General features: G+C 36.9%; 18 protein-coding genes. 13 read left to right on the top strand and 5 right to left on the bottom strand.

The window, feature by feature from the left end; all coding sequences use genetic code 11:
- Positions 1-2 precede the first annotated feature (2 nt).
- From eno to B9Y84_RS15350, 3 genes are all read left to right on the top strand, one after another.
- Positions 3-1,277: a phosphopyruvate hydratase gene (gene eno, locus B9Y84_RS15360; protein WP_085518285.1), complete on the top strand. Its 1,275-nt coding sequence runs from the start codon at positions 3-5 to the stop codon at positions 1,275-1,277.
- Positions 1,278-1,379: 102 nt separating this feature from the next.
- Positions 1,380-1,679 carry an FtsB family cell division protein gene (locus B9Y84_RS15355; RefSeq protein ID WP_085518284.1) on the top strand — a complete coding sequence of 100 codons (300 nt, stop codon included), beginning with the start codon at positions 1,380-1,382 and terminating at the stop codon, positions 1,677-1,679.
- 3 nt (positions 1,680-1,682) lie between these two features.
- The gene (locus tag B9Y84_RS15350) at positions 1,683-2,240 is read left to right on the top strand and encodes a hypothetical protein (RefSeq protein ID WP_085518283.1); all 558 of its coding nucleotides are present in this window, start codon (positions 1,683-1,685) and stop codon (positions 2,238-2,240) included.
- Positions 2,241-2,296: 56 nt separating this feature from the next.
- Here the strand turns inward: B9Y84_RS15350 and B9Y84_RS15345 are convergent, their stop codons facing one another.
- From B9Y84_RS15345 to B9Y84_RS15325, 5 genes are all read right to left on the bottom strand, one after another.
- Positions 2,297-3,385, bottom strand: coding sequence for an Ldh family oxidoreductase (locus B9Y84_RS15345; protein ID WP_085518282.1), 1,089 nt, complete (start codon positions 3,383-3,385; stop codon positions 2,297-2,299).
- Positions 3,386-3,475: 90 nt separating this feature from the next.
- Positions 3,476-4,411 (bottom strand): Ppx/GppA phosphatase family protein, encoded by a 936-nt coding sequence (locus tag B9Y84_RS15340; protein WP_085518281.1) that lies wholly within the window; start codon positions 4,409-4,411, stop codon positions 3,476-3,478.
- 85 nt (positions 4,412-4,496) lie between these two features.
- Positions 4,497-5,138, bottom strand: coding sequence for a Crp/Fnr family transcriptional regulator (locus B9Y84_RS15335; RefSeq protein ID WP_176223814.1), 642 nt, complete (start codon positions 5,136-5,138; stop codon positions 4,497-4,499).
- Between the two features lie 8 nt (positions 5,139-5,146).
- Positions 5,147-6,487, bottom strand: a complete 1,341-nt coding sequence (locus B9Y84_RS15330) for an alkaline phosphatase family protein (protein WP_085518522.1) — start codon at positions 6,485-6,487, stop codon at positions 5,147-5,149.
- A 108-nt stretch (positions 6,488-6,595) separates the two neighbouring features.
- Positions 6,596-9,784, bottom strand: coding sequence for a TonB-dependent receptor (locus tag B9Y84_RS15325; protein ID WP_085518279.1), 3,189 nt, complete (start codon positions 9,782-9,784; stop codon positions 6,596-6,598).
- A gap of 280 nt (positions 9,785-10,064) precedes the next feature.
- Here B9Y84_RS15325 and B9Y84_RS15320 point away from each other — a divergent pair, with 280 nt between their 5' ends.
- The 10 genes from B9Y84_RS15320 to B9Y84_RS15275 all read left to right on the top strand — a co-directional run.
- A complete protein-coding gene (locus B9Y84_RS15320; protein ID WP_139828060.1) occupies positions 10,065-12,632 on the top strand; it encodes a WG repeat-containing protein in 2,568 nt (855 codons plus the stop codon).
- 98 nt (positions 12,633-12,730) lie between these two features.
- Positions 12,731-14,374: an alkaline phosphatase PafA gene (gene pafA / locus B9Y84_RS15315; RefSeq protein WP_085518277.1), complete on the top strand. Its 1,644-nt coding sequence runs from the start codon at positions 12,731-12,733 to the stop codon at positions 14,372-14,374.
- A 479-nt stretch (positions 14,375-14,853) separates the two neighbouring features.
- Positions 14,854-15,336 carry a hypothetical protein gene (locus B9Y84_RS15310; RefSeq protein ID WP_085518276.1) on the top strand — a complete coding sequence of 161 codons (483 nt, stop codon included), beginning with the start codon at positions 14,854-14,856 and terminating at the stop codon, positions 15,334-15,336.
- A gap of 792 nt (positions 15,337-16,128) precedes the next feature.
- On the top strand, positions 16,129-16,920 hold the full coding sequence (locus tag B9Y84_RS15305; RefSeq protein ID WP_085518275.1) for a hypothetical protein: 792 nt from the start codon (positions 16,129-16,131) through the stop codon (positions 16,918-16,920).
- Between the two features lie 317 nt (positions 16,921-17,237).
- On the top strand, positions 17,238-18,059 hold the full coding sequence (locus tag B9Y84_RS15300) for an oxidoreductase (protein ID WP_085518274.1): 822 nt from the start codon (positions 17,238-17,240) through the stop codon (positions 18,057-18,059).
- A 3-nt stretch (positions 18,060-18,062) separates the two neighbouring features.
- Positions 18,063-18,491 (top strand): SRPBCC domain-containing protein, encoded by a 429-nt coding sequence (locus B9Y84_RS15295; protein ID WP_085518273.1) that lies wholly within the window; start codon positions 18,063-18,065, stop codon positions 18,489-18,491.
- Positions 18,481-19,488 carry a saccharopine dehydrogenase family protein gene (locus B9Y84_RS15290; protein ID WP_085518272.1) on the top strand — a complete coding sequence of 336 codons (1,008 nt, stop codon included), beginning with the start codon at positions 18,481-18,483 and terminating at the stop codon, positions 19,486-19,488. The genes B9Y84_RS15295 and B9Y84_RS15290 overlap by 11 nt, the downstream gene beginning before the upstream one ends.
- A 10-nt stretch (positions 19,489-19,498) precedes the next feature.
- Positions 19,499-20,404 carry a helix-turn-helix domain-containing protein gene (locus tag B9Y84_RS15285; protein WP_085518271.1) on the top strand — a complete coding sequence of 302 codons (906 nt, stop codon included), beginning with the start codon at positions 19,499-19,501 and terminating at the stop codon, positions 20,402-20,404.
- 326 nt (positions 20,405-20,730) lie between these two features.
- The gene (locus tag B9Y84_RS15280; RefSeq protein ID WP_085518270.1) at positions 20,731-21,027 is read left to right on the top strand and encodes a type II toxin-antitoxin system HigB family toxin; all 297 of its coding nucleotides are present in this window, start codon (positions 20,731-20,733) and stop codon (positions 21,025-21,027) included.
- 10 nt (positions 21,028-21,037) lie between these two features.
- Positions 21,038-21,249: helix-turn-helix domain-containing protein (locus B9Y84_RS15275; protein WP_394334693.1), on the top strand; the 212-nt coding region annotated here is incomplete at its 3' end.

Below are 21,249 nucleotides of genomic sequence, written 5' to 3'. Positions count from 1 at the left end.
CTATGAGTATAATAGAAAACATTCACGCAAGACAAATATTAGATTCTAGAGGGAATCCTACTGTAGAAGTAGAGGTGTTTACAACCAATGGTGGTTTCGGTAGAGCTGCAGTTCCGTCTGGTGCTAGCACAGGTATCCATGAAGCAGTTGAATTGAGAGATAAAGATAAGTCCATTTTCATGGGAAAAGGGGTTTTGAAAGCTGTTGATAATGTTAACGGTGCGATTGCTGAGGAACTGATCGGTTTTTCTGTGTTTGAGCAAAATCTGATCGATAAGATAATGATCGAACTAGATGGAACAGAAAATAAAGCTAAGTTAGGAGCAAATGCTATTCTGGGCGTTTCTATGGCCTGTGCAAAGGCAGCAGCTCAGCTTTCAGGTCAGTCATTGTACAGATATATTGGAGGAGTAAATGCCAATACTTTACCTGTTCCAATGATGAATATTTTGAATGGTGGTAGCCACGCGGACAATAAAATTGATTTTCAGGAATTTATGGTGATGCCGGTAAATGCAGAGTCATTTTCTGAAGCATTAAGAATGGGGACTACGGTTTTTCATCACTTGAAGGAAGTGTTGAAAAGCAAAGGCTTGTCAACTAACGTTGGTGATGAAGGTGGTTTTGCACCAAACATTGAATCTAATGATCAGGCTATTGAAGTAGTTTTAACTGCAATTGAAAAAGCTGGCTTCAAACCTGGTGAAGATATTTTCATTGCCTTAGACGCAGCAGCTTCCGAATTTTATGATGAGTCTAAAAAGAAATATGTATTTGAAAGTACTGGAGAAGAGTTGACTTCAGATGAGATGGTAAGCTACTGGAAGAACTGGTGCGATAAATATCCTATTCTTTCTATTGAAGACGGAATGCAAGAAGATGATTGGGAAGGTTGGGAGAAATTAACTCGTGAAATCGGAAGAACAGTTCAGTTAGTAGGAGATGATCTTTTCGTAACGAATACTAAAAGATTACAAAGAGGTATCGATGAGAAAATAGGAAACTCTATTTTAATTAAAGTAAACCAAATTGGTACTTTGACGGAAACTATCAATGCAATCAAAATGGCGGATAAGGCTTCTTACAAAAATATAATTTCTCACCGTTCTGGAGAGACTGAAGATACCTTTATCGCTGATTTGGCTGTGGCTATGGGGTCTGGTCAAATCAAGACTGGTTCTGCTTCTCGTTCTGATAGAATGGCGAAATACAATCAATTATTGAGAATTGAAGAAGAATTAGGTGAAATGGCGTATTTTCCTGGTATTAACTTCTAATTATAGACAATCAGCACAAAAGGCTATTGGTGTTGTGCCAGTAGCCTTTTTTACTTTTAGGCTGTTTCACTTTTTTATGTTACTTTTAAAGCATCAATAGTAATGCATATAATGGATAGAATTCCAAAAATCTTTAAGAACTTTTACTTTATTGCAGGAGCAGTGTTCCTGATTTGGATGTTATTCATTGATGGCAATGATTTAGTTTCTCAGTGGAGACTTTCTTCCAAGTATAACGATTTGGTAAAGGAGAAGAAATATTATCAAGAGAAGATTAAGGAAGTCGAATTAGACAGAGAGGGATTGATGAGTGATGATGAATTGCTAGAAAAATTTGCTAGAGAAAGATACCTGATGAAGAAAGAATCTGAAGATCTTTTCGTTATAGTTGAAAAAGAATAAATATTGAAGAAACTATTTACATTTTGTGTGATTCTGATAATACTAACTGCTAGTACTATTCAAGACTCGTCCGCTCAGAAATATGTGGATGAAAATTCCAGTTTTACAGAGAGGATCTATTTTGGAGGTAATTTTGGACTCCAGTTTGGAACGTTCACTCATATTGAAGCTTCCCCTATAGTAGGCTATATGATTAATGAAAAGCTTTCAGCGGGCGTTGGTGGAATTTATCAATATTTCAGAGTCCGAGGAGGCAATAGAGTGGCTGATTATGAAACCAATATTTTTGGAGGCAAATTGTTTGGAAGATATAATTTTTCACAACAATTATTCGGTTATTCTGAGTATGAGAATATTAATTTAGATGTAATTTATAATACTTCAAATGGTTTTGAACTAGGCAGAGCATGGGTTCCAGCCTTTTTTATTGGTGGGGGGTATTTTCAGCCTATTGGAAATAGAGCTGGTTTCACAGTAATGGCATTATATAATTTACTTTATGATGTTTCTCGTTCTCCGTATAATTCTCCTTTTGTTTTGCGGGTAGGCTTTACCATTTAGATAGACATTCAGATGGCGGCTTTTGTTCTAAACGGCCTTGTGTTGTAGTTTACAACCTATCTAAAGTAGTCTTTGAAAGTCACTTCAAATTTCTCCCCAATAGTAGTTAAATCTTGCACTACTGCAGGCAATAATGGAATTCCATTTGTCTTTCTCTCTTCGCTAATTTCCCTTTCAGGATCACCAGGAATCAATACTTTATCATTTTCATTTGTAGTTTCCGCATTTCTGAATGTTTCTATCCAATTATCCATGTGGGATTTGAAATCTTCAGCAGGTCTGAAAGCATCAATTCTCATTGCGCCCAAGAAATGGCCTAAGCCTTCGCCTACAGGATTTTCCTTTAGAGGTAGGAAGCTAACGAATGGTGGAGCCCACGGGCCGTAATTCGCTCCTGAAAGCACCGCAGAGAATATATCTACTATGGATCCAAGAATGTAGCCTTTATGTCCTGAGTGTTCTCTTGAACCTCCTAAGGGTAACATACTTCCACCCTTCTTCAATGCGTCTACATCTGTTGTTCCATTTCCCTCTGCATCTTGCACCCATCCTAATGGCGCTTTTTCATTTTTTCTTTTCAATACTTCTAGTTTACCGTTCGCTACTGTAGTAGTAGCAAAGTCTGCTACATAGGGAGGTTGGTTTTTAGTGGGTATGGCAATAGAAATAGGGTTTGTTCCTAATAATCGTTCTTTAGAGAAAGTTGGCGATACTAAAGGACTGGCATTCGTCATAGACCATCCGATCATGTCTTTATCTAAGGCCATCATACTGTGGTGGCCAGCTATGCCATAGTGATTTGAATTTTTAACAGAGACCCATCCTGTGCCCACCTTTTCAGCTTTTTCCATCGCTATTCTCATAGCAAAGGGTGCTACTACTAACCCAAGACCTTTGTCCCCATCTACTACGGCCGTACTAGGGGTTTCATGTATAATCTTAATGTCAGGTTTTGCATTAATCCGACCTTCTTCCCATAGCCTGATGTACCCATGCAAACGCGCTACTCCATGAGAATCAACTCCGCGCAAATCAGCATTCACTAAAACCGCAGCTGCTTCTTCTGCCTCGAGGGTTGGGCAACCCATTCGGATGAATACTTCTTTTACAAAATGTTGCAATGATATGTGATCAAATAACTTCATTATATGGATTCTGCTATTATTTAATGATAATACTTTTGAATTAATGATAATCTGGTAATAACAGCTTGTGTTGTAGTCGACCAGCGTATTTTATGATATTTTCAACTCATTCGAGATGATAGCATCTAATAAACCTTCTTTAAGCGCATAAGTTGAAACTTTTATATCTATGAACTCATTATTTTCAATGAGGAATTGAATCATACAAACCGCAACTACTATCATATCCACTCGCATCTCAATCATGCCTGGAATTTCCATTCTTTCCGCTCTCGTTTTATGGATGATTTCACTAAAAATACGATCGAAATCTTCCAGAGAAAGTGAGAAAGCATTATCATCTGGCTTTTCTACTCCTTTTTCTTGATAGTTAATGTCAATTAGGGTGTCAAAAGTACCAGAAGAGCCTATGAGGTGGTGAGGTTGATAAATATCCATTTTGACTTTTAGCTCTGCCAATTCTTTTCTTAGGAAATCATCTAAGTTTTCTATGTCTTTTGGAAGCATTGGGTCATGCTTATGGAATTTATCTAAAAGTCTTTGTGCACCGATTTCAAAACTTTCCATCCAGTACACTTCATGTTGATTGCAAATAATAAATTCAACACTGCCACCGCCGATATCCATAATTAATGCAGGCTCCAAGCCAATGTTTAAAGCTTTTTTTACGCCCTTGTGGATGAATTTAGCTTCATCCAGTCCAGAGATTAACTGTATGGAAATGCCTGTAGCATCATAGATTCGCTCCATAACTTCTTTTCCATTGCTTGCATTGCGCATTGCAGATGTAGCGCTAGCGAATACTTGTTTTACCTGCTCTTCCTTGATTTTATCTTTGAAATACAGCATTGTCTTTAAAGCACGCTCCTCAGCAGCTTTACTAATATTGCCTTCACTTATCCCACCTTCTCCTAGCTTTACAGCTATTTTCTCTTTGTGAATAATGTTCTCTTCCTCACCTTTTACTTCCATAATGAGTAAGTGAAAAGTATTAGTGCCTAAATCTATAATGGCTATTCTCTCCATAGTTCTGTACCTGCCTAAAAAACAATGCGCAATATACTATTTAGCATGGAAATGGCAATCAGATTTCAGTCCAATGGCATTTAAATTATGGGATCATCACAGGGTCTATGTCCAAAAGAAGTGCCTCATAATCCTTATTTAATTTTTTAAAGATATGAGCAACTGTTTGTCTGCTTGAGCCAGTTAAATCTGCAATGTCCTTTTGAGAAAATAGACTAAAAATATTGACAGCTCTTCCATCAGCATCCTTTATTTTAACATTAAATTCTCGGTATAGCCTTTTAATTCTAACAGAGGTGTCTTCAGAAATAACGGTAAAAAACCGCGTTTCTGCTCTTGACCATCTACGAACGACATACTTTGTGAATAATTCCGAGATTTGAATATCTGTAAAAATTAATTTTTTGATATAGCTTAGTTCGTACTGGCGCACTTTAACGCTAGTTAATGGCTTAGCGAATTCTTGGAAATTACCGTCCAGAAGACGGTAATTTCCAAAAAAATCACCTGGTTTTAGTATGTCGTAGCAATGCTCTGTACCATCTATCGCATAGTTCCCCACTTTCACAGTTCCGGAAATGAGTTCGAAAATTAGGTGCGGCTCTTCTGAAGGCTTGTAAATGTATTGTCCTTTTTTGTATACTTTGGAGCTTATATGCTTTTTAAGACAGTTTTTGTATTGCTCTTGTTGGTTTAAAAAGGCGAATAATTCAAAAGTTTTAGTCACGATTGTTTTTATTTTTTTAATATGCCAGGGTATAATACTCCTTCGACATCTTTTAAACTTAAACCTAGTATTTCAGCTATTACTGGGGCAATGTCTGTTAAATACATTTCTTTTAATACGGTCTTTTTGTTTGCTTTCCCGCCAAAAGCGATAAAACCTGTGTAAATATTTTCATGTTCCGGAAAGAATCCATGTGTACCACCACTTCCCTCTCTAAATAGTGCACCCTCTGCGGTAGAGGTCATACTTATACCTTCATTTGGGGCAATGGCAAGCATCGCTTTAGGGTCAGCTCCTATGCTTTCGAGTTCCTCTTTTTCTACTAATCTGAAAAGCTTTTTTTGGCTGTCAGGTAGAGAGTTCAAAAGCTCTTTTACCTTTCCGACTGATTCACTATCATCTGGTTTGTTGAGATGTAGAAAAGCAGCAGCCCCAGAAGTGTGAAATTTGACTTTCCAATCTTTCTCATCTTCACTGATCAAAGCGTTTTCTTTCAATAATACATTAGGTGCCATTTTGGTATGGATATCCACAAAACCATGGTCTCCCGTGATAATAAAAGTTGTATTTTCTAATTTACCCAGTCGCTCTACTGTCTCTAAAATCTGACCAATAGCAGCATCTACAGCACTTACAGCCCTTTTTGGCATAAAGCCTTCCCGGCCATCAGTATGCTGAAAATGATCAGCAGATAGCAGGTGAACGGCTAGCAGATCAGGATTGTATTTTTCGAAAATGTAAGAAGCAGCTGCGGCAAATTTTTGCTCTCTAGCAAAATAGCCTCCATTGCCAAAATTAGTAGTATTGATTTTTCCTGTGGCATATGTTTCAATTTCTTGAAGAAAACCATCAGGAGTAGCATTACTTTTCATAGGTGTGAAGCGATCAACTCCTTCTTCGAGGGACCAAACTTCAGGGATATTATAATCGATAGGAGCACCGACAGAAACAGGCCAGGAAATTGCAGCTGAGACTAAACCGGCATCTTTACTTAAAGAAAATAGTGTGGGAGTCTTGATAGTTTCATATTCCCAGTACCATCGACCAGTCGCACCATATGGTTCGAAAGGAGTGTTGTAGTATATTCCGTGTTTAGCAGGTGGCATTCCAGTAATAATTGTTGTGTGGGATGGATAGGTAACAGATGGAAAAACGCCTTTAACTGCTTTTGCATGGGCTCCATTTTCTGCCATATGTTGTAGAATTGGAGCAGGCCAGTCATTGTTTAAATAGAAATCGGGTCTAAGGCCATCAATAGAGATTAGGATCACTTGTTGCTTTTGAGCAGAAGCAGCAAAACTTATTAAAATGGAAATAGAAAGTATTAGAGTTTTATAAAAGCAATTCATGTTCATGTTAATTTGAGTTGTGAATTTAGTCTGTTTGTAGAGAAAAAAAGTTAAGAGAACATTAAGCTTCTGTTCCCCTAACTTTAAAATCAAAAAAATAAAAAGAAATTAAAACGAGTAACGCAGGCCTAATTGCAATCGCCACGGAGTTCCATTCACTGGAAGCGCCCCAACATTGCTTTCTACGTTATATTGGTAGTTCTGACTGCTAGGGTCAAAACCGGCTATTCTTAATAAGTTTCTATTATTGAAATCATTGTTGACGCCCCATTCAGAATTCAGCAGATTAGCTAAATTGAAAAGATCTGCTGACAACTCGAAATTGTGTTTATTAACAATGTTGAAATTCTTGATCATCCGTAAATCTATAGTGTAGAAGAATGGGTTCACGCCTCCATTTCTTTCTGCTATCTGACCTAGGTTTTCATTGATGTAGTTTTTGACACTCTGAGAAGTCTCTGGATCATTTAAAATGCCATTGATACCTTCGCGAATATTAGCGGGAGTGTTAGGGTCATTCGGATCATAAACGAAAGCCAAGTCGTTTCTTAAATTAAAATCTCCATTCAAACTACCGTTTGTGGTTAAGAATGAATAGCGTGTTCCTCCAATTCCATTGAAAGTTGCACCAAAAGTAAATCCTGCAAAAGATGGTGAAACTCCATTCACCACTACCTTATCAGAAAAGTGATTGTCTGAATATCCATAATTCAATGCTCTTGGGTCATCTTCTATTGGAAGAAAAGTCGAAGTATTGGCTACACAGCAATTATAGGATGAATTGTCTTTCGATTGGTTTCTAGTGTAACTTACGTTCAAGCTTCCATCTTTCCCTAATCTTAAGCTTGCATCAATCACTGCTGCATACTGCGTTAATTCACCATCAGATTGCAGGACCAAAGCACGACCCACTTCATTTGATTTTCTGGAATCTAACCAACTTGATTGCCCATTTGCTGGGTTGATTGCAGAGGCTGGTACGAAAACTCCTCTGTTATTTTCGTTGCTTAATCTAAAGTATGGATCATCTACCAAATTGGACTCCTGGTAAACATAATTATTGAATGTTTTGCTAAATAGTAAATTTACACCTACTCTTAATCTATCTCCCATAAACTTATTGTAATTAACATTAGCTTTCAAGGTGTTTGGAACTTTAAAATCCTCACCAACAGCATTGATAGTGGCGATTCCAGCTGAAGCACCTTCAGGAATACCCGGAACTGAAGAAGGATCAGCCCTGTACGATTCGAAATCAGGAGAAGGGATTAAGTTAGGATCCGTTACATCAATGGAAGCTAACATTTGTCCACTGTTCTGAATATTATTGACCTGTGCATAATAATGTGGCTGAGCCGAGAATAATCCTGCACCAAACTTAATGATGTCCTTGTTTTCACCTTTGACATTCCACAATGCTTGGAATCTTGGCTGAAGGTTAAACCAATCGGATGGTTTTCTGTCAGTTCTGATTCCTAATTCTTCATCAACTGTAGAGTTGTACTGAGCAGGAGTTGAGAAAATAGTAGCATCATACCTTAAGCCGAAAGTGGTATTGAAATTGGGTAGCATTTCAAAATCAACTTGACCAAATAAGGAAACGTCATAAACTGTTTGCTGTACCACTGGTAAGCCTTGGGTAGGTACTTCTCTAGCGTATCTGATAGGCATTTTGTTCTCTAGATCTTGCAAGCTGTTAAAGAAAAATCGTCCATTTTGTTCGTTAGAAAGTAGGGTTTCTAAATAGGTGACCATATTATCAGTTCCGAAAGTGAAATTATATTTCCCTTGGGTATAATAAGTAGTGTTTACTAGATGAAGTTGTCTTTCTAAATTGGTTTCTGGCGTATAGCGCTGGCCACCAAACTGAAGGGTTCGTGACTGGGTTGCATTAGGATTACTTTCTGTCGGAAATGGACTTTCTACCTGCACAATTGCTCTAGGGATATTTTGGCTAGGCAATTGCGGATTAGCGCCAAATTCTCTTTCGGCATGCTGAAACTGAGCTTTTAATTCATTCGTTAGATTTGGGCTTACAGCTGTTCTTAATGACAGTAGTAAACTATTTTCTCTGGAAGAAAAGCTTCCCCAGGTTTCGGCTAGTTCAATATTGGAGTTATCGCTTATACTCAAAGGATTATTCCAATCTGTGTAATTATTCCTCAAGGTTAGTCTGTTTTTGTTATTCAATTGCCAATCGACTCGGGTAAACAGGGTATTAGCCACTGAACTTCTTTGGAATTCACCTACTTGTTGAGCTTCACTAACTCCGTATAGATTTCTGGCAATTTCGACTGCTTTATCTAAGGTATCTTTTCTAATGCCTAATCTCCTTTCATCTGCTTCATTATTGATATCAGCAATGAATACAGGCTGGCCTGAATCTTGTCTGTCGTATGCCATATAAAAATGCACTTTATCTTGCACTATAGGGCCACCCAAGCTGAACCCCCATTGGTAATTGGAGAATTCCTGATCTCTCTCATTTCCACGAATGTCTAACTGGCTAGCTAATTGGTCATTTCTGTGATACATGAATGCCGAACCTTCAAATTTATTGGTTCCTGATTTGGTAACGGCATTTAATGCTCCACCTGCCTGACGACCTTGGGTTACATCATAAGAATTGGTCACTACTTCAAACTCTCTGATTGCTTCCATGGAAATAGTATAAGGACCTCTTCCGATTTCCCCTGCGGTCAATTGGTTTCTGGCATTTACCCCATCCACAGTCACATTGGTTGATGTTCTTCTCTGTCCTCCCAAGTTTATGCTTCCGCCACCCTGTAATGGGGAAAGAGCTGTTAGATTCGTGAAGTTTCTACCCTCATTTGGTAAGTGCTTCATTTTTTCTGCATTGATTGCTATCCCAGATCCTGCTCTATCAGCTCTTTTAGAAAAACTATTGGCACTTACCACCACCTCTTTTAGTTCCTCAGTAGAAGGGTTTAAGTCCACATCAAGTCTTACTTTATCTCCTTGATTCAATTGAATATCCTCCACTTGATAACTCTGATAACCGATAAATGAAATGCTTAATTGGTAAGGTCCTCCTAAAGGCAGTTGTTTTAATAAAAATTTCCCGTCTAGGGCAGTGACGGTAGCTGTTTCAAATCCTGTTGATTTGTTTTTTAGCATTACATTTGCCCCAGGTAATCCTTTCCCATCGCTGTCCTTTACTATTCCGCTTATCGCTGCATCTGTAGACTGAGCTAAGCTAACTGTCTGAATTGACAGCATTGCAAGCAAAAATGCTATACAATTGAACATCATTTTTTTTGTAGTTTTTTGTCTCATGGTTTATGATTTTGTGTGATTTATTGATCATAAAAGTAGACTGCAGGAATAGGCTTACAGTGTTAAAATTTAACATTGGTAATGAACTTAAAGAAATGTTAAAATTGAGATAATATTGGAGTGCTAGTCTATCGCTTTCCGAATGAAGAGAGATCATTTGATTGAAAGATTCTTAAATTTTTGCCTATCTTTCAGTTTGCTATCAAACCTTCCATTAGCTTTAATAATATTTATAACTTTGTTATATAATTAAGCGCTTTTAGCTTTTTTAATCAGGTGTATGCGTCAACTATTATTTTTCCTTCTCGCAATTTTTATGGTCACATTTTTTTACGGATGTGCTTATAAAGTATTGAAGGCTGATAAGTTTTTGGAGAAGCAGGAGATGGGTAAGGCAAAAAAGCGTATTGACAAAGCGATTGAAAATGATCCTCGCAATCCAGCAGCACAATTTATGCTGGCCAAATATTACAGTCATTCAGTTTGGTCTTTTGATGCAGTAGATTCTGCGCATCTTTATATTCGATCAGTCAGCGATACTTTCCCTCAGCTTGAGAACAAAACTGTAAAGAAATTGAGTAAAAAGGGCTTAGACAGTGTGGCCGTAGTGCAACAAGCCTTAATAGTAGATAGCTTGGCCTTTGCAAAAGCTCAAGCAGAAAATACAGAAGATGCTTACAATCAGTATCTTAATACTTATGACTATTTAACTTTTGAAGAAGAAGCTACAGCATTAAGAAATCAAGTAGCCTATGATAAAGCCATTGCTCAAAATACAACTCAAGCGGTCAGTGATTTTTTTAGGAAATATCCAGATGCTCCTCAAGCTCAGAAAGCAAGAAATGTTTTTGAAACACTCTACTATGAGAAGAAAACTCAAAATGAAACGCTCACCGAATATGTAGATTATGTAAAAGAAAGACCTCAAACTGAGTTTGCGGAAGAAGCTGCTTTTGAAATCTTGAATATCATCAGTGCTGGAGCAGAAACATTAGATTATCAGCGATTCATCAAGCAATATAACCAATTTGAAGCTTCTCAGCTTGCTCAGACAATTCTAGAGGGCGTGAGTTATGAGGGTAGAACTGATGAATTATTGACGCATAAAAAAGATAGTGCGTTTCATTTTTATAATTTAGAAAAGCAAGGTTTATCATCTTTTCAATTTGAGGAGATAGTTCCTGATTCTTGCTCTTTTATAAAGCAGCCTTTCATCTTAAGTAAACAGGCTAATGTAGTTTTTGCTTATCTTAAAAACGGAGAGAAGATACTTGATGTCAATATTAAAGCGATTGAGTATTTGGGAAGCGGATTCTTTCAAATCGATGATTACGGACGGGACAAAAATTTAGTTCATTTTAGCCAACATGATAAATTGAGTCAGAAGGCAGTTGAATTTCAAATTTTAGATGATTTTCATTTGGCCAAAAAAGAAGATGATTCTTGGTATTTAATTTCGCTATTAGGTGAAGCTATTTTGAAACAGCCCGTGGATAGTATTTGGAAGGAAGGCGAAGTTTTCTTCTTTAAGAAAGGAAATAATATGGCAGTGGCTTCCATAGCAGATTTCAAAAAATCAGCCAAGAATGAGTTAAAATCTCTAAGCTATCTATATAATGATTATGAGTGGCTAGATGAAAAATATCTGCGGCTACATTCCAATGATTACGAAACCATTTTAAATCAACGGGCGGAAGTTTTTTTTCCGTTGGAGCAAGCTAGCTTTAATTATTTTGATGCGGTATGGGTTAAAGAAAAAAATGGTAAAGTGAAAGTTTTAGATCAAAACAGGAATTCACTTTTCGAGGAAGACTTGGCTGCTTTTCAATTTGAATCTGGGGTTTTAGGGGTTAAAAATGAAATGCTGTGGTCAGTATTTATCAGCGGATTCAAAGGATTTCCAAAATTCCAATATGATTCTATTCGAATATTTAATAGTTGGTTGACTTACGCTCAGCAGGATGATGCTGAGTATTTGCTTTTTCAATCAGGAAAAAAAGTTGTTTTGAAGGAAAAGGAGCGATATAGGATTCTCAAAAACTATAATGTGGCCTTTTCTAATGTATCAGACCAGATCCGCTTTGTGGAAATTTCAAATGAGAAAGGCTATTTCAAGTTGTATAATGGCTTGGGCAGAATGGTGAAAGAAGGGCAGGATCTTGATATTAACATATTGACACCCCGTCTTATTCAGGTTCATCAGAATAAAAAGAAGCAATTAATTGACTCCAGCGGAACCGAAATCAAAATTAAAAATGTGGAGGCATTCGGGGCTTTTCAAGATGGGTTAATCCCGATATTGCAAAACAGAAAATTTGGTGCGCTTATCGTGGAAGACTTGAAAATCATCCCTGCTCATTCGCAAAGTAAAATAGAATTGTTCCTCCAAGACTCTTTGTATATTTTCAAGGAAGATAATCTGCTAGGTATAAGTAATGCTAAAGCAGAGATTGTGGTAGATGCAGATTTTGAGGCCATAGAATTTTTCAATGATTCAACAGCTATAGTGGAAGAAGCCGGCCAAATCGGTATCTTTAACATTTATAGTAAAGAATATTTGTTTGAAGACTTAGAAACTTGGGAAAGAATAGTTTTTGGAGAAGAAATTTTTTTTATTGTTCGAAGGCAAGCAGGATATGGCGTTATTAATCAATTGGGAGAGGAGGTAATTCCTTTCATTTTTAATGAGCTAAAAGCCTATGAAAGTAAAAGTAAACTCTACTGGTTAGCTGAGCGAAGGCTTTCTGAAATCAACTACATTGTAATCGCTTATTTTGATAAAAATGGTCAAGTGCTATTCAAGGAGGGTTTAAACTTTGATGATTATTTGGAAACGGCATGTGATTAGCCTGCTTTTATTTTTTTCATCATAAAACCTTAATCTTAAAATTGTATCATTAGTCAGTTCAAAATTTTAATTTGCAAAAAAATCATAATTCAAGATCAATGAAAAAGTATTTAAGCGGAGCACTTGCTCTATTAATTTTATTTTCTTGCCAGCCGGTTCAAAAGGAAGAACAAAAAGTAAAAAAACCTAAATTAGTAGTGGGTATCGTAATAGATCAATTGCGACATGATTACTTCGAACGCTATGCCGATAATTTTGGAAAAGATGGCTTTAAAAGATTGATAAAGGGTGGTTTTTATAATCATAATACGCATTATAATTATGTGCCTACTTATACTGGACCCGGCCATGCTTCAGTTTATACAGGAACCACTCCTGCCACACACGGGATTATCGCCAATAACTGGTACGATAAGAACATCAAAACCTCCGTTTATTGCGCTGAAGATACCTCTGTGCATACTATTGGATCTACTTCAGAGGCAGGTCTCATGTCTCCGCACCGGATGTTAAGCAGCACGATTACAGATGAACTGGGCTTATCTACCAATTTCAAATCAAAAGTGGTGGGGATTTCTATAAAAGACAGAGGTTCTATTTTGCCTGCGGGCCATAATCCAACGGGTTCCTATTGGTACGATAAAAGCAACGGACATTTCGTGAGCAGCAGTTATTATGGAAAAGAAGAATTGCCCTCTTGGTTGCAGGCATTTAATGCTCGTAATCTTGCAGATCAATATCTTAACCAGGCCTGGGAATTATCTATGCCACTAGAGAAGTACACCCAGTCGACTGCAGATGATATGCCATATGAAATGAAAGTGAGAGGAAAAGAAAAGCCTATTTTCCCTTATGATTTAAAAGCCCTCAGAGCTGAAAATGGCAATTTTGGATTACTGCCGAATACTGCATTTGGAAATACAATTCTAGCTGAGCTAGCCATGGCAACTATGGAAGGCGAGGAAATGGGACAAGATGAAATCACTGATTTTCTAGCCCTAAGCTTTTCTTCTACTGATTATATAGGTCATGGTTTTGGCCCCCGTTCTGTGGAAGTACAAGATGCTTATATCAAATTAGATCAAGAAATAGCCCGCCTCTTTAAACACCTAGATGAAAAAGTAGGAGAGGGGAACTACTTGATCTTTTTAACCTCCGATCACGGATGTGCAGAAGTACCTGAGTATTTGCAAGCCAATAAGATTCCTGCTAATCATTATGACGGCAAGGCTTATGTTCAGAATATGAGCAAGGCCTTAAATCAGAAATTTGGACAGGGGGAATGGATAGAAGATTACTCGAATGAGCAGTTTTTCTTAAATCATGATTTGATAAAGGAAAGCAATATAGAATTAGATGCGGTCAGAAGATTCTTAGTAAATGAAGCATTAAATCTAGAAGGCGTTGCGGAGGCCTATTCCGCTACAGATATGCAGCGCACTGAGTTTACGGAGCACAAGGCCTCGGCTTTGCAAATGGGCTATAATTTTAAGCGTTCTGGCGATGTATTACTAGTATTAGAGCCTGGATGGTTTTATCAAACCCGTTCAGCCACTACACACGGAACAGGCTACGCTTACGACACTCACGTGCCTTTAATTTGGTATGGAGCAGGTATTAAAAGCGGGACTTCTTATAAAAGACAGAATATAGATGACATAGCCGTAACCTTAGCTCATATTTTAGGGACTAACCTGCCAAATGGCGCAACGGGGGAGCCTATTGAAGAGATATTGGAATAAATTTTTTTAGATTTTTCCGTAGAGTTAATCGTTTAGTAAACGTTTAATTCTACAGTTAAAGCCTTTCACAATAGTCTTAACTTATTGTGAAAGGCTTTTTTATGAATTAGCAGTGCTGTAGGTGTTAGAGAAATTGATATATACAGGTGAAATAGCTATCCTGAGTTTCAGGAATTAAAAATACTAAGTCAGGAAGCCTAAAAAATACTCAGAAGACAATAATATTTTGCAGGGAAGTGTAAATAAGAATCAGGAGAGAAGATTGTTTTGTTTAAAGGGTGCCATCCTATAATAGGTGGTGCCGTCTTATAATAAGTAGTGTCGTCCTATAATAAATTGACAGGTTTGAAAAAAAGGGTTTTGTAGCAAATGCTTTTAAGAATATTAAAAATCCATTAGATTGCTAAAAATATATAGCAAATACGTTTACCTTGAGGTGCACGTGTTCAATTGTTAGAGCCAATTAGCTCCATACTCAAATGGATTCAATAATAGATATCGACCAGAAAGCTTTTAAGACACAATTGTGTGAGTTAAAAGAAAACTATAAAAATGACTCTTTTGGCTTTATCCAAGACTATTTTATAAACTTTGATCATATAGAAATAAAAGAAAACACCATAAAGGTTACTCGTAAACCTGGCCTAATGAATCCATTTAGGGGTTCAGGTCAAATAGTCGGCAAGCTTATAGATTCTAATAAATCAAGATTGAAAATAGAATATGTAATTAAACCAGATGTACGCTTTTCTGATATGTTAGTATTAATCTCTGTGATATTAGGAGCTTGGCTTTCATATACTATTTATTCAGGTGAAATGATGTTGAGTCTCCAAGGCATTTTAGTAGGTGGCATATTTGTAGCTTTCATATACATAAACAACAGAATTAAGATTTCTAGCCTCAACAGTTATTTTCAACATGTCCTTGATGAAATAAAAAAAGGCTCTAACAAAACATAAAACCAATTTGCTCAGCACCTTGTAGCAAAGTCAGCAGTAATTAGCCAGCAATTTATGCTTTTGCTTTGTGGCAACTTCATCAACGGGCGGACCCTCCTTCGGCGGGCAGGCCTAACATTGTAGCAATCAACCCAACTACTTGCCATCATCGGGCGGACTGGTTTTTACCGACCCACTGGACCTACCGTATGTGGACATCACTTTAATCAACATTCTGCCTTGGTGGAAACCGCATAAATTGCTTAGTTTAGCTTTTCATAGCCCACATAGGCAAACAGGTTTTATGTAGGCGTTGTATTTAATTCCTTTCTTAAAATTATTCTGCTAGGCAGTTGGCAGAAAGAGGGCATAAAAAGCGGATTGATTAGCCTTGAAAAGGCCTAAGTTTTGCGGGCGAGCCGTGGAAGCAGTGTGCTTCTAAACGGTAGAGATCGTTAAAAAACTTAGAGTGAAGTTAGCCGATTCCAGCCATAAAGTCAAGGAATTCAGAGGCTAATGAAAAAAGCAATCCTTTTTATCAGGGGTGGATTTGGACTTTCTACCGGCATGACAACGGATTATATAGTCTCTCCTATATACCATTAAGTCATGACTCCAACTGACGTGGCAGATGATTGTGATGGTATTAAGAAAGGAACATCGTATTTTTCAATTAGCTTTTAATGCATTACTTTAGGACTAATTTAAAACATACTAAATACAACATCAGCTATCAAATCACTATGAAAGGTCATCAAATTGCTAAGATTCCCAATCAAAACGATTGATAGCATGACGTTGTAAACCATCGTAATGAAATATCATATTTTAACTATTTTACTACTTTTTGTTTCCTCCTGTTCTCAGCAAAATAATGAAGATAAAGAGCTTGAATCTGAATCAGAAATAGCTTTTTCTGATGAAATAAAGAAGGCGATTATAATTGCTGACAATTACAAGCCATTAATTATAAATTCAACTTTTAGCTTCACAGATTCATCTGGGAATAAATATAATTTTAAGCGAACTAATGGTAAGTTAGATTCTACATTTACAGTTAATTATAGCTCTGGGAAACTTAAAATTATGCTTAATTATGATAAGGGAAAGCTGATTTTTGGACAACATGGGCTGTATTATGACGATACAATTGATTACTCCTTTATTACCGAAGTGGATACATTCATTATGGAGGACCATCCTATGTATAAAATCTATTACCATACCAATTTGGAAGGTGAACTGACCTATTTTAGGAAATATGACCAAAAAGGAGACCCTGCAGATTCGGATGGCAAACTGATAGCCTTTTCGAAGTATTCAACCGATAAGGACTCTGTATATTTTCAGTTCTATTTAGTCAGGGAACCGTACCAGCCACCAAGAGTTTTTGATTTAGAAAGAACCTTCTTTTTAACAATCACAGATACCGAAATACAGAATGTAGAACTTCCAATTAATTTAAAGTACTCAGCAGTATTTTACAATGCAAGCTTATCTGCACTAAGAAACAAAAGTCTCATTGGTTTAACTACATTTTCAGATTACACCTATGGTGCTGATACCATTTTTTATTCAACAGATTCTGTAATTTACGAGTTCTAAAAAGACAGTTTACAACATCCTGTATAAATCATGGCTGTTCAGTAGGTTATTGTACTTTTAGCTCTTCGTAGATAGCCCGGCAATCCGCAGGATTGCCTTATTGCTAAACATTAAATTAATAAGCCAATCCTGCGGATTGCCTCGGTAGTTAACTGAAATTTTTATACTTTTAATCAGCCACGAATTTATACAGTGGCGTTGTGCGTCAGAGTAAAAGCAGACAATCTGTAAAAAGTATACAATAAGCCCGAATCTGTATAATTCCTACTTTACCCATTCTCCTGACCTTTGTGTCATCACATAAATGATAAAAAGAAATGGAAAAGAAAGTAGTTCTCATTACAGGTGCAAGTTCAGGTATGGGCAAAGAATCAGCAAAAATTTTAATTGCACAGGGTCATAGCGTTTATACCGTTGCAAGGCGGGTTGAACAAATGGCAGACCTAAAATCTCTAGGAGGTCATCCTATCAAAATGGATGTGACCAATGAAAATGACATCCAAGATGTAGTAGACACAATCATTGAAAAAGAAGGCAAAATTGATGTCTTATGGAATAATGCAGGCTACGGATTGTATGGTGCTGTAGAAGATGTGCCAATGGAGGAAGCCCGAAAACAGTTTGAGGTAAACGTTTTTGGAGTCGCTGCTTTGACCCAGAAGGTGGTGCCTTTTATGCGAAAAGCCAAGGCAGGAACCATCATTAATACCTCTTCCATGGGTGGTAAAATGTACACGCCACTAGGAGCTTGGTATCATGCCAGTAAGCATGCCATAGAAGGTTTTAGTGATTGCTTACGCATAGAATTAGCAGAAAGCAATATTAATGTAGTCGTATTAGAACCAGGCATAATTGTAACAGAGTGGGGTGAAATTATGCTTGATAACATCAGTAAATTTTCTGCAAAAGGAGCTTATGCCTCTTTGACCAGCAAGTTAGTCGCTTCCACCAAAACTATGTACGAAAAAGGGCAAGGCTCTAAGGTAAAAGTAATAGCTGATGTAGTTAAGAAAATCGTTAACACCAAGAAACCTAAAACTCGATATAGGGTAGGCTATTTTGCTAAACCAATGGTTTGGTTACGAATTTACTTAGGCGATCGGCTATTTGATAAAATTGTGATGAGCCAAGTAAGGTAAGGGATGAAAGAGTATCATACATCCATCGAAATAAAGGCTCCCATAGCACAAGTTTGGCAACACCTCACAGATTTTAAGGCCTACCCAAGCTGGAATCCTCTGGTAGGCGATTTAACTGGAGATCTGAGAGAAGGAGGAAAGATTAGCACTCATATTATACCCTTAGGGAAAACTTACCATCCTAAAGTACTAGAGTGGAAAGAGAATGAAGCACTCGTTTGGAAAGGAGTTCAAGGGGCTAGATTTTTAATGGCAGGTAAACATTACTATCGTTTAGAGGCCATTGACGGGAGTCGAACAAAATTGCTGCATGGAGAATGGTTTACCGGTCTTTTTTCTTGGTTTATCCCGAAGAGTCTGCTAAACAAGATGGAGAATGCATTTATTGAGCATAATAACCTTTTAAAACAAAGAGTAGAAAATGAAAAATAAGATATTAATTTACGGTGCTGGAGGCTATATGGGTAAACTATTTACACAGTATGTCAAAAACGCCAATATGCCAATCGTTTTAGGTAGCAGAACTGCACTGCAATCTAGCGAAGAAGTTCGGCAGTTTTCTTTGAATGATGTAGATACCATTGCTGCTCATTTGAATGATGTAAAGTTGGTTGTTAACCTTGCTGGGCCATTTATGAATACACAACAAGTTTTTATTAAAGCCTGCTTGCAAACTAATACGCACTACATAGATATTTCAGGTGAAACGCCAGAATTTGAATCAGCTCTAGCTTTTGATTTAGAAGCAAAAGAGGCTAATATCATGCTCATGCCTGGTGCAGGATTTGGTGTGGTGCCAACCGATATTGCATCAAAAATGGCTCATGAAAAACTACCTGATGCAACTCATCTTAAGATTGCGTATATTACAATAGGAGGTGCCACAAGAGGGACTTTGAAGACTGTTTTAAAAGACATCCACAGAGAAGGTATTGAAATTGTAAATGGGAAATCTGTGAAAGCGATGCCTGCTAAGTCTGATTTTTACTTTGATGCAGGAGGCAAAAAACAACGGGTAGTTTATAACCCCTGGCGGGGGGATTTAGTAACTGCTCTACATTCCACTCAGATACCCAATATTCAAACCTACTCCAACTTCCCAGGCTTTGTAGAAAGAATGATGAAAGGGAAGTTACTATGGTTAAGAAATTTAATTTTAAATAAATTGATTAATTTTCTACCTGTGGGGCCATCAGAAAAGGAACTAAGAAAAGGAAAAACGTTTGTGTATGCTGAAGTAAAAAATCAGCATGGAAAAACTGAACGGATTAATATCAGCGGGCCAGAAGCTTATGTGTTTACGGCTCAAACCTTAAGCAGTATTTCGAAAAAAATACTAACGGATAACTGGACCTCTGGCTTTCAAACACCGGCTGTTTATGGGAAAGACATATTGCTATCCGATTTTCAAAATGTAAGCATCCATTAACAAAAATGACATGAAACCTATTATTCATTTACAGCAAATTTCTGAAATCAACCAATTTGTACAAAGTAAAACTAAGCACCCATTAGTCTCGGTGGTAGACTTTGGCAAAGTAGATCAATATCTGGAAGAGGGCATGCGCATTAACGCTGATTTTTATACGATCATGTTTAAAAATTATTCTGCCAATACCTTAAAGTATGGCAGGCAATCGCTTGATTTTCAAGATGGAAGCTTAATTTGTATCGCGCCAAAACAAGTATTGGTGATGGATACAGAAATAGAAGAAAACGATGATATGCTTGGTTGGGGATTATTCTTCCACCCAGATTTGCTAAGAGGGACTTCCTTGGCTGATAAAATGGATGGATACACCTTTTTTGATTACGATGTAACCGAAGCTTTACATTTATCTGATAAGGAAAAGAAAATATTATTCGATTGCGTACAAAGTATTGAAAGTGAGCTTCAGGAAAACATTGATGCTCATAGTCAAACGCTTATTGTCTCCAATATTGAACTTTTACTAAATTACTGTGACAGATATTATAGTAGACAATTTATCACAAGAAAAAACACCAATTTAAGTACCCTGTCGCAGGTAGAAAAATTATTGAAGAGCTATTTCAAAAATGAAAATATAAAGGAAAATGGTTTACCAACTGTAAAGTATTTAGCTGATGAAGTGCACCTTTCTGCAAGCTATCTTAGCGATTTACTCAAGAAGGAAACCGGTATGAATGCTCAAGATCACATTCATTATTATCTGATAGAAGAAGCCAAGAATATTCTCTTAAACACGGATTATTCAGCCAGCGAAATTGCTTATTCCTTGGGGTTTGAATACCCACAATATTTTAGTAAGTTATTTAAAAATAAAACTGGAAAAACTCCGATAGAATATAGAGAATTAAACTAAAAAGCCGAACGCACAACAAGATATAAAAATAATAGCCGGAAAATTGATGATTTCAAGAGTGCAAGCACGCTTGAACTTTCATATAACTTGACGGGACGTTGCCATGCAGTCGGCTACTATTCTTATACTAATCGTTGGCAGTAATTTAAATAATGGCACCAGTTACAATACTAATCAGTTTTATCCTTTTCGGCTTATCTGCTCTTTGCTTTTGGCTACCTTTTAAGAATGGCTTCAAAAAATTTACTGCTTCTTAAAATCCATTAATATAAGTTCTCTTTTTAAGAACTAAATTTATATCTTTGTTGTAATTACTAAGCTTTTACATGGATAGAATATTTGCTAAAAGAACCTTAAGAGAATTTTGGGAAAAACATGCTGACTCTGAACAATATCTCAAAACATGGTATGATACAGCTATTAACAGTCAGTGGAAAACCCCGAATGACGTGAAAAACACTTATGCAAATGCTAGTATACTAAAAGAGGAACGAGTTGTATTTAACATCAAAGGAAATTCATACCGACTTGTAGTAAAGTTCAATTTTGAAAAGCAGTGGATATTTATCCGTTTTATTGGAATGCATGCCGAATACGATAAAATTGATGCCAACAACATTTAAATAGATAATTATGATACTAAAGCTTATAAAAACAGATGTCGAATATCAAGAGGCCCTCAACAGACTTGAAGAAATCTTTGATGCTAAAATTGGAACTCCAGAAAGTGATGAAGCTGATATTCTAGGTCTTCTAATTGATGAATACGAAAAAAAGCATTACCCGATAGATGCCCCAGACCCCATTGAAGCAATTAAAATTAGAATGGAGGAGATGGATTTGAA

The sequence above is a fragment of the Marivirga sericea genome, assembly GCF_900177665.1.
GTDB lineage: Bacteria > Bacteroidota > Bacteroidia > Cytophagales > Cyclobacteriaceae > Marivirga > Marivirga sericea.
Note: the sequence above shows the minus strand (reverse complement) of the source record. Positions and strands in the feature narration are given on the sequence as shown.

Bases quoted from the DNA above. Each gene is read 5' to 3' on its own strand.
- eno (WP_085518285.1), top strand. From the start codon at position 3: ATGAGTATAATAGAAAACATTCACGCAAGACAAATATTAGATTCTAGA.
- B9Y84_RS15355 (WP_085518284.1), top strand. From the start codon at position 1,380: ATGCATATAATGGATAGAATTCCAAAAATCTTTAAGAACTTTTACTTT.
- B9Y84_RS15345 (WP_085518282.1), bottom strand. From the start codon at position 3,385: ATGAAGTTATTTGATCACATATCATTGCAACATTTTGTAAAAGAAGTA.
- B9Y84_RS15340 (WP_085518281.1), bottom strand. From the start codon at position 4,411: ATGGAGAGAATAGCCATTATAGATTTAGGCACTAATACTTTTCACTTA.
- B9Y84_RS15330 (WP_085518522.1), bottom strand. From the start codon at position 6,487: ATGAATTGCTTTTATAAAACTCTAATACTTTCTATTTCCATTTTAATA.
- B9Y84_RS15325 (WP_085518279.1), bottom strand. From the start codon at position 9,784: ATGAGACAAAAAACTACAAAAAAAATGATGTTCAATTGTATAGCATTT.
- B9Y84_RS15320 (WP_139828060.1), top strand. From the start codon at position 10,065: ATGCGTCAACTATTATTTTTCCTTCTCGCAATTTTTATGGTCACATTT.
- pafA (WP_085518277.1), top strand. From the start codon at position 12,731: ATGAAAAAGTATTTAAGCGGAGCACTTGCTCTATTAATTTTATTTTCT.
- B9Y84_RS15310 (WP_085518276.1), top strand. From the start codon at position 14,854: ATGGATTCAATAATAGATATCGACCAGAAAGCTTTTAAGACACAATTG.
- B9Y84_RS15305 (WP_085518275.1), top strand. From the start codon at position 16,129: ATGAAATATCATATTTTAACTATTTTACTACTTTTTGTTTCCTCCTGT.
- B9Y84_RS15300 (WP_085518274.1), top strand. From the start codon at position 17,238: ATGGAAAAGAAAGTAGTTCTCATTACAGGTGCAAGTTCAGGTATGGGC.
- B9Y84_RS15295 (WP_085518273.1), top strand. From the start codon at position 18,063: ATGAAAGAGTATCATACATCCATCGAAATAAAGGCTCCCATAGCACAA.
- B9Y84_RS15290 (WP_085518272.1), top strand. From the start codon at position 18,481: ATGAAAAATAAGATATTAATTTACGGTGCTGGAGGCTATATGGGTAAA.
- B9Y84_RS15285 (WP_085518271.1), top strand. From the start codon at position 19,499: ATGAAACCTATTATTCATTTACAGCAAATTTCTGAAATCAACCAATTT.
- B9Y84_RS15280 (WP_085518270.1), top strand. From the start codon at position 20,731: ATGGATAGAATATTTGCTAAAAGAACCTTAAGAGAATTTTGGGAAAAA.